General features: G+C 58.0%; 10 protein-coding genes. 6 read left to right on the plus strand and 4 right to left on the minus strand.

Annotation, left to right across the window (positions count from 1 at the left end; all coding sequences use genetic code 11):
* The first annotated feature begins 6 nt into the window (after positions 1 to 6).
* The 6 genes from queA to uvrA all read left to right on the plus strand — a co-directional run bounded on the left by queA (position 7) and on the right by uvrA (position 8,805).
* A complete protein-coding gene (queA, locus tag C8N31_RS06280) occupies positions 7 to 1,053 on the plus strand; it encodes a tRNA preQ1(34) S-adenosylmethionine ribosyltransferase-isomerase QueA (RefSeq protein WP_025048310.1) in 1,047 nt (348 codons plus the stop codon).
* A gap of 91 nt (positions 1,054 to 1,144) precedes the next feature.
* Complete coding sequence (locus C8N31_RS06285; RefSeq protein WP_025048309.1) at positions 1,145 to 2,404, plus strand: MFS transporter; 1,260 nt, start codon at positions 1,145 to 1,147, stop codon at positions 2,402 to 2,404.
* A 107-nt stretch (positions 2,405 to 2,511) separates the two neighbouring features.
* Positions 2,512 to 3,099: a DUF924 family protein gene (locus C8N31_RS06290; RefSeq protein ID WP_025048308.1), complete on the plus strand. Its 588-nt coding sequence runs from the start codon at positions 2,512 to 2,514 to the stop codon at positions 3,097 to 3,099.
* Between the two features lie 88 nt (positions 3,100 to 3,187).
* Positions 3,188 to 4,582: a dihydrolipoyl dehydrogenase gene (gene lpdA, locus C8N31_RS06295; protein WP_025048307.1), complete on the plus strand. Its 1,395-nt coding sequence runs from the start codon at positions 3,188 to 3,190 to the stop codon at positions 4,580 to 4,582.
* Between the two features lie 98 nt (positions 4,583 to 4,680).
* Positions 4,681 to 5,838 carry an MFS transporter gene (locus tag C8N31_RS06300; protein WP_025048306.1) on the plus strand — a complete coding sequence of 386 codons (1,158 nt, stop codon included), beginning with the start codon at positions 4,681 to 4,683 and terminating at the stop codon, positions 5,836 to 5,838.
* 81 nt (positions 5,839 to 5,919) lie between these two features.
* Positions 5,920 to 8,805: an excinuclease ABC subunit UvrA gene (uvrA, locus tag C8N31_RS06305; protein ID WP_025048305.1), complete on the plus strand. Its 2,886-nt coding sequence runs from the start codon at positions 5,920 to 5,922 to the stop codon at positions 8,803 to 8,805.
* A gap of 19 nt (positions 8,806 to 8,824) precedes the next feature.
* Here the strand turns inward: uvrA and C8N31_RS06310 are convergent, their stop codons facing one another.
* The 4 genes from C8N31_RS06310 to C8N31_RS06320 all read right to left on the minus strand — a co-directional run bounded on the left by C8N31_RS06310 (position 8,825) and on the right by C8N31_RS06320 (position 13,298).
* Positions 8,825 to 10,162 carry an MmgE/PrpD family protein gene (locus tag C8N31_RS06310; RefSeq protein ID WP_025048304.1) on the minus strand — a complete coding sequence of 446 codons (1,338 nt, stop codon included), beginning with the start codon at positions 10,160 to 10,162 and terminating at the stop codon, positions 8,825 to 8,827.
* A gap of 71 nt (positions 10,163 to 10,233) precedes the next feature.
* Positions 10,234 to 11,109: a 3-hydroxyisobutyrate dehydrogenase gene (gene mmsB / locus C8N31_RS20525; RefSeq protein WP_037918466.1), complete on the minus strand. Its 876-nt coding sequence runs from the start codon at positions 11,107 to 11,109 to the stop codon at positions 10,234 to 10,236.
* A gap of 18 nt (positions 11,110 to 11,127) precedes the next feature.
* Positions 11,128 to 12,159 (minus strand): enoyl-CoA hydratase/isomerase family protein, encoded by a 1,032-nt coding sequence (locus C8N31_RS20530; RefSeq protein ID WP_037918394.1) that lies wholly within the window; start codon positions 12,157 to 12,159, stop codon positions 11,128 to 11,130.
* On the minus strand, positions 12,156 to 13,298 hold the full coding sequence (locus C8N31_RS06320) for an acyl-CoA dehydrogenase family protein (protein ID WP_025048303.1): 1,143 nt from the start codon (positions 13,296 to 13,298) through the stop codon (positions 12,156 to 12,158). The genes C8N31_RS20530 and C8N31_RS06320 overlap by 4 nt, the downstream gene beginning before the upstream one ends.
* Between the last annotated feature and the right edge of the window lie 121 nt (positions 13,299 to 13,419).

Genomic DNA, 13,419 nt, shown 5'->3' on the forward strand with positions numbered 1-13,419 from the left:
GCGGGCATGAAACTTTCTGACTTTGATTTTGACCTGCCCGAAGACCTGATCGCGACCCGTCCTGCGGTGCCGCGTTCGGCGGCGCGGTTGTTGGTGGCCGAAGGCGATGCGATCCATGACCAACAGGTCACGGACCTTACCAAATGGCTGCGCCCCGGCGACCGGTTGGTTCTGAACGACACCCGCGTGATTCCCGCACGGCTCAGCGGTCTGCGCTTTCGCGACAGTGCGCAAGGCCGCGTGCAAGCCAAGATCGAAGTGACCCTGCTTGAACCGCGCGGGGACGGCACTTGGGGGGCGTTGATCAAACCGCTGCGCAAGCTCAAGATCGGCGAAGAGGTGATTTTTTCCGATGATCTGCGGGCCACGTTGCAAGCTGTCGAAGACGGGCAGGGGCATCTGGCGTTCAATTGCACGGGCGATGATTTTGATGCGGCCCTCAATGCGGCGGGTGCAATGCCCTTACCGCCCTATATCGCCGCCAAACGCGCCGCCGATGCGCAAGATAAAACCGACTATCAAACCGTCTGGGCCCGCAACACCGGTGCCGTGGCCGCGCCCACCGCATCGCTGCATTTTGACGAACCTTTGCTGGCCGCATTGCGCGACAAAGGCGTGACCTTCAGCCATGTGACCTTGCATGTGGGCGCGGGCACCTTCCTGCCGGTCAAGGTGGACGACATATCCCAGCACAAGATGCATTCCGAATGGGGGCAGGTCAGCGCCGATGCCGCCGCCGAGATGGCCGCGACCAAGGCGGCAGGCGGGCGGGTGATCCCCGTGGGCACCACCGCGCTGCGCCTGATCGAAACCGCCGCGAAAGGCGGCGCAATCTGCGCTTGGGAAGGCGACACCGATATCTTCATCACGCCGGGGTTTGAATTTCAGATCGCCGACGCGCTGATGACCAATTTCCACCTGCCCAAATCCACACTGATGATGCTGGTCTCTGCCTTGATGGGGCAGGGCAGGGTCAAATCCATCTACGCCCATGCAATTGCCGAACGCTATCGCTTCTTTTCCTACGGGGATGCATCACTGCTGCTGCCCTAGCCGGAAAATCACGCCATTTTGTCGCAGAAGGGCGTGACACCCCTCCCTTCTACCGTGCAGGGAGAAGGCAGAAACAAAAGGGATTCGCGCCATGCTTCAGGTTCTTTCCAGCGCTTGGGCGCTCTTGCTTGGTATGTGCCTGCTGATGGTCGGCAACGGCATGCAAGGCACGCTTCTGGGGATCAGGGGCGGCATCGAAAACTTCTCGACCTTTGAGATGTCGATCGTCATGTCGAGCTATTTTGTCGGTTTTCTGGGCGGATCGCGCATGGCGCCCGGCATGATCCGGCGCGTGGGCCATGTGCGGGTCTTTGCTGCACTGGCCTCGCTGATTTCCGCAGTGATGATCCTTTACCCGACCTTTCCCAATGTCATTGTCTGGTCACTGGGCCGGGTGTTGATCGGCTTTTGTTTCTCCGCCGTTTACGTCACCGCCGAAAGCTGGCTCAACAACGCCGCCACCAACGAAAACCGTGGGCAGGCCCTGTCGCTATATATGATTGTACAGACATTGGGCATCGTGATTGCCCAAGCGCTGCTGCTGTCTGCTGATCCATCCGGCTTTGTCCTCTTTGTGATCCCCTCCGTTCTGGTGAGCATCGCCGTGACGCCGATTTTGCTGTCCATCACACCAACGCCCGCTTTCGATACCACCAAACCCATGCGCATTCGCGAGCTGGTCAGCTATTCCCCGCTGGGCTGTGTGGGCATGTTTTTGCTGGGCGGCGTGTTCTCTGCGCAGTTCGGTATGGCCTCGGTCTATGGCGCCGAAGCAGGGCTAACTGTTGCACAAATCTCACTTTTTGTGGCGATGTTCTTTGTAGGCTCCGTGATCCTGCAATATCCGATTGGCTGGATTTCCGACCGGATGGACCGACGCGGATTGATCGTTGTGGTCTCTCTGATCGGGGCGGGGGGATCTGTGCTTGGCATGCTGCTGGGGCACCTGTTTCCGGTGTTGCTGGTCTCTGCTTTTGTGGTGGGCGGGATGTCGAACCCGCTTTATTCGCTGCTGATCGCCCACACCAATGACTTTCTTGAACACGAAGACATGGCGGCGGCGTCCGGTGTTTTGGTCTTTATCAACGGGTTAGGGGCGATTTTGGGGCCGATAATCACTGGCTGGATGATGGGCACCGCGCTTGGCCCCGGCGGGTTCTACCTGTTCACCGCGGGGCTTTTTGTGGCGCTGGCCAGCTATGCCGCCTACCGCTCCACCCGCCGCGCGGGCGTCCCTGTGGATGAAACCGGCAACTACGTCGCGATTTACCCATCTGCGACCACCGTTGCCGTCGAGGTCGCGCAGGAAGTTGCCATCGAAGCGGACCAAGATGACGAAAATGATGCGTGATAGCGATAACTATGTCGCATTTGATACAATTCGTGAGTAGGCACCGTGGTTAAATTCCTCTTAGCATGGAATGACTTAACCGTGCAGCACGATAAAGGGAGCGCACCATGGTAGGGCCTGAAGAGATCCTTGAGTTCTGGTTGGATGAAATCGGACCCAAGGGCTGGTATGAAGCAAGCGATGCTTTGGACAGTCAGATCAGGGATCGGTTTGAAGAAACCTGGCAAGCCGCCTGCGAGGGCAAATTTTCGCTATGGCTGACTTATCCCTCTGGTGCATTGGCCTATATCATTTTGATGGACCAGTTCCCGCGCAACATGTTTCGCGGCAGTGGCAAGGCCTTCGCCAGCGACCGGATCGGGCTGACGGCCGCCAAGGCGGCAATCAACAAAGGTTGGGATCTGCGCATTGATGAACCCGCGCGGCAATTCTTTTACCTGCCGTTGATGCATTCGGAGAACCTCTGTGATCAGGACCGTTGCGTGCGGCTGATGTGTGAACGGATGCCGCAGAACCGCGAAAGCAACCTGCTGCACGCCCGCGCACATCGCGAAGTGATCCGCAAGTTCGGACGGTTCCCGTACCGCAATGATGCCCTGTCCCGCGCCCCGACCCAGGTCGAAACGGCCTATGTGGCAAATGGCGGATATGGTGCTACATTGCGGGAACTACAGGCCGACATGCAGGCGGCCTGACCCTGCGGCAATCTCGCGGTTGTGGCGGGTTAGAATATAGTTTAATGGTAAACTATATTCTGCAATCGTCACACAGTGAGGAAGTTCTATGGCCGCGAAATCCTTTGATTTGATTGTTATCGGGGCTGGCCCCGGTGGCTATGTTGCCGCGATTCGCGGTGCCCAGCTGGGCATGAATGTTGCCATCGTTGAACGCGAACATCTGGGCGGCATCTGCCTGAACTGGGGCTGTATCCCGACCAAGGCCTTGCTGCGCTCCTCCGAAGTGTTTCATCTGATGCACCGCGCCAAGGAATTTGGCCTCAAGGCAGACGGCATCGGCTATGATCTGGACGCGGTGGTCAAACGCTCGCGCAAAGTGGCGGGGCAATTGTCGGGCGGCATCGGCCACCTGATGAAAAAGAACAAGATCACCGTCTTTATGGGCGCGGCCAAACTGGCGGGTAAGGGCAAGGTCAGCGTCACAACCGACAAAGGCGCCGAAGACCTGACTGCCAAGAACATCGTTGTCGCCACAGGTGCCCGCGCGCGTGAATTGCCGGGGCTTGAGGCGGATGGCAAACTGGTCTGGACCTACAAGCACGCGCTGCAGCCGGCGCATATGCCGAAAAAGCTGCTGGTCATCGGATCGGGAGCTATCGGCATCGAATTTGCCAGCTTCTACAACACCTTGGGTGCAGACACGACCGTGGTCGAAGTGATGGATCGTGTGCTTCCGGTTGAAGATGCCGAAATATCCGCATTCGCCAAAAAGGCCTTTGAAAAGCAAGGCATGAAGATCATGCAAAAGGCGATGGTCAAACAACTTGATCGTGCCAAAGACAAAGTGACCGCCCATATCGAAGTGGGCGGCAAGGTTGAAAAGCACGAGTTTGACACCGTGATTTCCGCCGTTGGCATTGTTGGCAACGTCGAAGGGCTGGGCCTTGAAGAGCTGGGCGTGAAAATCGACCGCACCCATGTAGTGACCGATGAATATTGCCGCACAGGCGTTGATGGCGTTTATGCCATCGGCGATATCGCGGGCGCACCGTGGCTTGCCCACAAGGCCAGCCACGAGGGCGTGATGGTCGCCGAACATATGGCCGGTCAAAAGGTTCACGCGATCAAACCGGAATCCATTGCGGGCTGTACCTATTGCCATCCGCAGGTTGCCTCGGTCGGCTACACCGAAGCCAAGGCCAAGGAATTGGGCTATGACATCAAGGTCGGTCGCTTCCCGTTCATCGGCAACGGCAAGGCAATTGCATTGGGCGAACCCGAAGGCATGATCAAAACCGTCTTTGACGCCAAAACTGGTGAATTGCTGGGCGCACATATGGTCGGGGTCGAAGTGACCGAGCTGATCCAGGGTTATGTCGTGGGCCGCCAGCTTGAGACCACCGAAGAAGACCTGATGAACACCGTCTTCCCGCATCCAACCCTCAGCGAGATGATGCATGAGGCGGTGCTGGATGCCTATGGCCGTGTGATCCACATGTAAACCAAGCCGGGGGGCTGGAACGCCCCTCGGGTTTCGGGCAAGGTGGGCCATTCAACGGCCCATCTTTTTTGCGTGCCGGTTCCCAAGGCAGTGCAAATGTGACCGACAAAACCTCCTTTCCGCTTGTCTTCGCCCTTTGGGGCGCGGGCCTGGGTGCGGCCGCGCAATACGGCAAGGTCAGCGTGATTTTTGACCTATTGCCAGAGGCTTATCCAGAGGCAGGCGCGGCGCTTGGCTTTGTCGTGTCTTTGGTCGGGTTCATTGGTATCCTTTTTGGCGTTGCGGCTGGCCTCTTAGTCGCGCGAATCCGCTATCGGCGGGCCTTGCTATCGGCCCTGTGGCTTGGCGCGGCGGTATCCTTGACCCAAGCCCTTTTGCCGCCCTTGCCGTGGATGTTGCTGAGCCGCGTGGCCGAAGGCCTGTCGCATCTGGCGATTGTGGTGGCCGCGCCCACGTTGATCGCACAGATCAGCGCCCCCAGACATCGCGGTTTCACGCTGACCCTTTGGGGGACGTTTTTTGGCGTGGCTTTTGCGGTTCTGGCCTTTGCCGGACGGCCTTTGGCGATTGCATGGGGGCTGCCGGCCCTCTTTGCGGCGCATGGTCTCTATATGGCGGGTTTTGCCCTGTATCTGTCGGCGCGTTTGCGGGCCTTGCCCGCCGAAGCGGCACAGCCTGCGTTTTCCTTGTCGGGCCTGCTGCGCGATCATGGGGTGATCTACCGCTCTGCAAGCTTGGCGGCACCGGCTGCCGGGTGGCTCTTCTATACTTTCAGCTTTGTCTCCGTTCTGACGGTCTTGCCGCCTTATCTGGACCCCGATCTGCGTAATGTCATCATGGGCGCCATGCCTCTGACCAGCATCGCCGTGTCCATGACGCTCGGCGTTGTCCTGCTGCGACGCCTCACGGCGGTGCAGGTGGTCGAGCTTGGCTTTGCCCTGTCCGCATTGGCGGTGCTCTGGCTATGGGCGCAGCCGGGTGCCATGCTGGCCTGTCTGGCCTTGGCGGGGGCAATGGGGCTGATCCAAGGGGCCAGCTTTGCCGCTGTACCGCAACTGAATGACACCGCCACTGGCCAAGCCCGCGCCAACGGCGCCATGGCGCAAATGGGTAATATCGGCAACACCATCGGCACTCCGATTATGGCAGCGGGCCTTTCGATTGCTGGCTATACCGCGCTGCCGCTGCTGGCAGGCGGGGCCTTTGCATTGGGTCTTGCCGCGCATTTGTGGTTGGCGCGTCTGCGCAGAAACTAAAATGTTCGCCTTTGGTTCTCATTTTTTCGTTGGAGAATCCCTAGAGGGCAACTATGTACAAACCGTTAATGGGGGTGCTGCATGGCAGAGCTGAAACATATCGAGGTCCGCGGCGCGCGCGAGCATAATCTCAAAAGCATCGACGTGGACATCCCTCGCGATCAGCTGGTGGTGATCACCGGGCTGTCCGGCTCTGGCAAATCCTCGCTGGCGTTTGACACGATCTATGCCGAAGGGCAGCGCCGTTATGTGGAATCGCTGTCGGCCTATGCCCGGCAATTCCTTGATATGATGCAGAAACCTGACGTGGATCACATCGCAGGTCTCAGCCCGGCGATCTCGATTGAGCAAAAGACCACGTCGAAAAACCCGCGGTCTACCGTCGGCACGGTAACTGAAATTTACGACTACATGCGCCTGCTGTTTGCCCGCGTTGGCACGCCCTACAGTCCCGAAACCGGCAAGCCCATCGAGGCGCAACAGGTGCAGGACATGGTTGACCGGATCATGGCGATGGAGGAGGGCACACGCGCCTATCTTCTGGCCCCGATCATTCGCGACCGAAAAGGCGAGTACCGCAAGGAATTCATCGAGTTACGCAAGCAAGGCTTCCAGCGGGTCAAGGTAGATGGCGCGTTCTACGAGTTGGATGAGCCGCCGACTCTCGACAAGAAATTCCGCCACGACATCGATGTGGTGGTGGACCGGATCGTGGTCCGTGAGGGGCTTGAGACCCGGCTGGCCGACAGTCTGCGCACCGCGCTGGATTTGGCCGACGGCATTGCCGTTCTGGAAACCGCGCCCAGCGAGGGCGATCCGGAGCGTTTCACCTTTTCCGAGAAATTTGCCTGTCCGGTCAGTGGCTTCACCATTCCCGAGATCGAGCCTCGGCTGTTTTCTTTCAACGCACCCTTTGGCGCTTGTCCCTCCTGTGACGGGCTGGGGGTTGAGCTGTTTTTTGACGAACGGTTGGTGGTGCCCGACCAGAATCTGAAAATCTATGACGGCGCATTGGCCCCCTGGCGCAAGGGCAAGAGCCCCTATTTCAAACAGACGATTGAAGCCATCGCAAAACACTACGAGTTTAACCAGAACACCAAGTGGAAAGATCTGGACCCGAAGGTGCAGAAGGTTTTCCTCTATGGGTCCGGTAAAGAAGAGATCAAATTCCGCTATGACGAAGGTGGCCGTGTTTACGAAGTGACGCGGGTGTTTGAGGGGGTGATCCCCAACATGGAACGCCGCTATCGCGAGACCGACAGCAACTGGATCCGCGAAGAATTTGAACGCTACCAGAACAACCGACATTGCGGCACCTGCGAGGGCTATCGTTTGCGGGCTGAAGCCTTGGCGGTGAAGATTGGACCCTCCGCCGGTCCGGCTGATCAATTGCTGCACGCAGGCCATGTTGTGCAAATGTCGATCCGCGAAGCATTTGACTGGTGCAACACCGTGCCAGAGCATCTGACTGTCCAGAAAAACGAGATTGCCAAGGCGATTTTGAAGGAGATCCGAGAGCGCCTTGGTTTCTTGAATAATGTTGGATTAGAATATCTTACACTCGCACGTTCAAGTGGTACATTAAGTGGTGGCGAAAGCCAGCGTATCCGTTTGGCCAGTCAGATCGGTTCTGGCCTGACGGGTGTTCTCTATGTGCTGGACGAACCTTCTATCGGCCTACATCAACGCGACAATGACCGCCTGCTTTTGACCCTCAAGAACCTGCGCGATCAGGGCAATACGGTGATCGTTGTCGAACATGACGAAGAGGCGATCCGCGAGGCTGACTATGTTTTTGACATCGGGCCGGGCGCCGGCGTGCATGGCGGACAGGTGGTGTCACATGGCACGCCAGATGTTGTTGCGGCAGATGAAAACTCCATCACCGGGCAGTATTTGACCGGCAAACGAGAGATTGCCGTGCCCGCCACCCGGCGCAAGGGCAACAAGAAAAAAGTGCAGGTGGTCAAGGCCACGGGCAACAACCTGCAAAACGTCACTGTGGATTTCCCATTGGGCAAATTCGTCTGCGTGACGGGGGTATCCGGGGGTGGCAAATCCACGTTGACCATCGAAACGCTGTTCAAAACCGCTTCGATGAACCTCAACGGTGCGCGGCAAACTCCGGCGCCTTGCGAGACCATCAAAGGCCTCGAACATCTGGACAAGGTCATCGACATTGACCAACGCCCCATCGGGCGTACACCGCGATCCAACCCCGCCACCTACACCGGGGCTTTCACCCCGATCCGTGATTGGTTTGCCGGACTTCCTGAAGCCAAAGCAAGGGGTTACAAGCCGGGGCGGTTTTCATTCAACGTCAAGGGCGGGCGCTGTGAGGCCTGTCAGGGCGATGGTGTGATCAAGATCGAGATGCACTTTTTGCCGGACGTTTACGTGGAATGCGAGACCTGCAAAGGCGCGCGTTACAACCGCGAAACGCTGGAGATCAAGTTCAAAGGCAAAAGCATTGCGGATGTGTTGGATATGACCGTTGAGGACGCGCAAGGCTTCTTCCAGGCGGTGCCATCGATCCGGGAGAAAATGGATGCGCTGATGCGCGTTGGTCTTGGTTACATCAAGGTCGGCCAACAGGCGACAACGCTGTCCGGCGGCGAGGCGCAGCGGGTCAAACTGTCCAAAGAATTGTCGAAACGTTCCACCGGACGCACGCTCTATATTCTGGATGAGCCAACCACAGGTCTGCATTTCGAAGATGTGCGTAAGCTATTGGAAGTGCTGCATGAATTGGTGGATCAGGGCAATTCTGTAGTGGTGATTGAACACAACCTGGACGTGGTGAAAACCGCCGACCATATCATCGACATCGGCCCCGAAGGGGGCGACGGCGGCGGCCGTGTTGTGGCCACGGGTACGCCAGAGAAGGTCGCCGAAGTCGCGGAAAGCTACACGGGCCGTTATCTCAAGCCGATGTTGGAAAAGCGCACCAAAGTTGCGGCGGAATGATAACTCCGCCGCACTTGGCCTAGGGGGCGGTAAGGCTCAAATCCAACAGGCGGGTGAAATCGGACGCGTTCAGGCTGTCGAAATTATCGCTCAGCTGTTCCAGCTCTGTTGCGCGATTGCTGCCGATGACCGGGTCGGCAAACAGGTGAAACTTTTCGGAAATTTCGGCATCTGACAGCGGCAAATCGTTGTCACCTTTTGGGGTGCGCGGCTTGTCCTGCAAACTGCGCCCGTCAGTGGTCCGGATCGTCACTTGCGCCCAGCGTTTCCCATGAGAGATTTTGGTGAAATGGTCGTCATCAATCAAGGTCACCAGATTGCTAATCCGTTTTATTTCAGGGTCTTGCAGAGTGGTTCCGGCCAATTCCGGAACGCCGATCTGGCCGCGCACGATCATCGTGGCAACCGGAAATGCGATGCCATAGGCAAACTCATCCGGCGTGGCGGGGTTGTGTCCGGCAAGGCGTGTGGCGTTGTGGAATGTGGCGATATCGACGCCTGCGATGTCTTGCGGCGTCAGCCCATGCTCCGCCATCAAATGCGCCACCGCATCGATACTGGGGTGCGCCCACCGGCAGCAGGGATAGGCCTTGTAGGACGTGTCTTCTACGGTGCGCCAAGCGCGGCCCAGATCCTCCCAGAACTCGGGCGCTTGCTCGCAGGTCAGGGCAGGGGCGCCGGTGAACCCTTCACGCGCCAGATAGGCCGCCACAACGCCCGATGGTGCGCCCCAGCCGACCCCATCACGCACCATGGTCGGATAATCGATACAGCGCATCATCTGGCTGCGGGGGCCGTGATACTCGGCGATACCTGCCGCCTGACGCAGGGTTTCGGCATCGCCCCCAAGCATCCGTGCTGCGGCGACAGCGACGCCAACTGCGGTCCATGATCCTGAGGTGTGATAATCCGGGCAGGTAGCATGTTGGGCAAGCCCAGCTCGGCAGCTTATCTCGTAACAGACCGCCAGAAATACAGCAAAATCCTGTCCTGTCAGAGGTTTAGCCATCACTTCTGCCATAGCAAGAAGTGCGGGAAACGCGGCTGATCCAACATGGCCCTTGCAGGGCGAAGTGGTGTCATGCGCGTCCACCGCATCCACGGTAAAGCCACCCGCCATCGCAGCGCCCGCTGGAGAGAGCAAAGTGCCATCCATCAAAACGCGCGCGCCGCCCGCATTGCCCTGACCAAAGGTGGCCCGCGCCCCGCGTACCGCAAATTTTGCCATATCCGTGGTCGAGGCCACCGCCGCCACACCCAAAGTGTCGGTAAATGACCGCCGCAATACCGCCAATAGGTCGGCCGGCAGGTCACTATAGCTCAAGTTGGCGGAAAATTCGTGAAAGGGGACAGACATATCAGGCTCCAGCGCTGTGGTATCCTGTCAGCCTATCCCCCCATTGCGGGCAGAAATGCCTGTTTGCGACCTTAGGCGTCGCGCCCGCGTGCTGCAAAACGGGGCAGCATCGCAGAGAAATCCTTGCCCTTGCCATCTTCGTTTTCGACAAATTGGGCGTAAAGCTTTCGGGCAAGTTCGCCCATCGGTGTGTCGGCGTCCACCATTTCGGCGGCCTGTTGGCTGAGACCCAGATCCTTGAGCATCAGTTCGGCGGCAAAACCGGGCTGATAATCGTTGTCTGAGGGCGAGGTTGGTCCGACACCCGGCGCGGGGCAATAGGCGTTCATCGACCAGCTGTAACCTGATGACGTGCTGACAACGTCGAACATTTTTTGGCGGTCCAGGCCCAATTTGTCGGCCAAGGCAAAGGCCTCGCAAGTGGCAATCATGGTCGCGCCCAAAATCATGTTGTTGCAGATTTTTGCCGCTTGGCCTGCACCCGCATCGCCGCAATGAACGGCCTTTTGACCCATGATGTCGAACAGCGGTCTGGCTGTTTCAAAGGCTTTGTCAGATCCACCCGCCATAAAGGTCAAGGTGCCGCCAGCAGCCCCGCCAATGCCGCCAGAGACAGGCGCGTCAACCGCCATTACAGCAGCATTTTCAGCAGCTTGCGCGGCGTATCTCGCGCTTTCTACATCCACGGTAGAGCAGTCAATGAACAACGCGCCATCGCGCATGTTCGGGATCAATTCATCTGCGACTTGCCGCAGGATCGCGCCATTGGGCAGCATGGTGATAACGACATCCGCGCCCTGCGCCACCTCTGCAATGCTGGCTGCGGGCGCGACGCCCTCTGCGGTGGTGCCCGCCACGTCAAAGCCGCGCGTTTGGTGGCCCGCTTTGGCCAGATTGGCGGCCATGGGCGCGCCCATATTGCCAAGTCCGATAAATCCGATGTTCAGGGATGTCATAGGGGCCTCCTAAAGTTTCAACGCATCCGCACCCAGAGGGCGCAGCATTTGGGACACCGCAGCGAGCGGCACGTTCATATCGGCATATTGCCAAGTTGGATTGCGATCCTTGTCGATAATCGCGGCGCGAATGCCTTCAAGGAAATCACCGTGTTCCATCGCGCGGTAAGTAAAGCGGTATTCCAGATCGAGCGCCTTTTCCATGGTCAGGGACGGGCCGCGCAGGCGGTGCATCATCTCGACGGTGCAGGCCATCGACAATGGTGAGGACCGGGACATTTTCTTAAGCGTGTCTCGGGCAAAGTCGCTTTGATCCCCGCGCAGATCGGTGAGAATATCGCCAAGGGTTTCACCGCTAAAAAGCGCATCAATCTGCGGCTGTGCGGTCCTTAACGGGCCGGGATCAGCCGTTTCTGATAGGGTGTCGATCACCGTGGGATCGCCGGTTTCTTCAAGTGCTTCGATCAAAGTTATCCACTTGAACTGTGAGACATAAGTGTCTGCAAAACCACATAGAATAGCATCATCTGCATTCATGCGACTGGCAGTTATCCCCAGGTATTCCCCAAGGCGGCCAGGCGCCAGTGCCAGCATCAATGAGCCGCCCACGTCCGGCACCAGCCCAATGTTGCATTCGGGCATGGCGATCTGGCTGGTTTCGCCCACAATCCGGTGCGAGCCATGACAGCCAATGCCAACGCCGCCCCCCATGGTAAACCCTTGCAAGAAGGACACGACCGGTTTGGGGTAGTTGAAGATCTTGTTGTTCAAGCGGTACTCATCGGCCCAGAACTTGCGACCATAGGCAAAATCGCCCTTGGTTCCTGTGGCATATAGTTCGGCGATATCCCCGCCTGAACAGAAGGCGCGGTCGCCCTCTGCGTCGATCACAACCAGCAATACGTTGTCGTCTTCGACCCATGCATCCAAGGCGTTTTCAATGGCAAGACACATCTCATAGGTCATCGCATTGAGCGCCTGCGGGCGTTGCAAGGTGATGCGGCCAGCCCGCCCAACTATCCGTAAGCTTATGTCTTTCATCGGTTTTTCAGCATCTCGCGGGCGACGATAACGCGCATGATTTCGTTTGTGCCTTCCAGAATTTGGTGCACACGCAGATCGCGCACCAGTTTTTCAATGCCATAATCGGCCAGATATCCATAACCGCCGTGCAGTTGCAGACATTGATCCACGACCTTGCTGCCGGTCTCTGTGACGAACTTTTTCGCCATGGCGCAGAACTTGGTTGCGTCAGGCGCACCGTTGTCCAGCTTCCATGCGGCCTGCCGCAAGAAGGTGCGGGCGGCTTGCAATTCGATCTCCATATCTGCCAGGCGGAACTGGAGGCCCTGAAACTGGTCAATGGGTTTGCCAAAGGCCTGACGCTCGCCCATGTAATTGAGCGTTGCGGTCAACGCGGTCTGCGCTGCACCCAAGGAACAGCCGGCGATGTTCAAACGGCCGCCATCCAGCCCCATCATCGCATATTTGAAACCTTTTCCTTCTTCACCAACAAGATTTCCGGCAGAAATGTTGCAATTGTCAAGCTGCACTTGAGCGGTTGGTTGGCTGCGCCAGCCCATTTTGTCTTCCAGCCCGCCAAAAGAAAGCCCCTCGGTGCCGTCTTCGACGTAAACGGTGGACACGCCCGCCGCGCCATCGTCGGAGGTGCGCACCATGCAGACATAAGCGTCGGAATAGCCACCACCAGAGATGAATGCCTTGGTGCCATTGAGGGTGTAACCCTCGTTTGTGCGTTCGGCGCGGGTCTTGAGCGCGGCAGCATCAGAGCCGGAGCCCGGTTCGGTCAAACAATAGGACAGCACCGTGTTCATGGAGAGCACATCCTCCATGATCCGACCCTTCAATTCGTCACTTGCAAAAGTGTCGAGCATCTTGGCGCACATGTTGTGGATCGACAGGAAGGCTGCAACCGAAGGGCAGGCCATCGACAGCGCCTCAAACACCAGCGTCGCATCCAGCCGGGTCAGACCAGAACCGCCAGCCTCTTCAGACACATAGAGCCCGCCAAAGCCAAGCTCGGCGATGCGCGGCCACAGATCCTTGGGGATGGTTTCGTCCTTTTCCCATTGCTGGGCGAAGGGGGCGATGTGTTCCTGCCCGAAGGCATAAGCCATGTCGAAAATGGCGGTTTGTTCTTCGCTGAGTGCAAAATCCATCACGTGTCTCCCGAGGTGCGCGTTATTGAACGGATGTTAAATTCCAATCTTTACGAGAGTATTGCAAGGCCTCATCGTAAGATCGGGATCGCGGGCAGTTTCGGGCGCCGCGCGGCCAAAA

The sequence above is a fragment of the Sulfitobacter mediterraneus genome (genome assembly GCF_003054325.1).
In the GTDB taxonomy this organism is placed as follows: Bacteria; Pseudomonadota; Alphaproteobacteria; order Rhodobacterales; family Rhodobacteraceae; genus Sulfitobacter; species Sulfitobacter mediterraneus.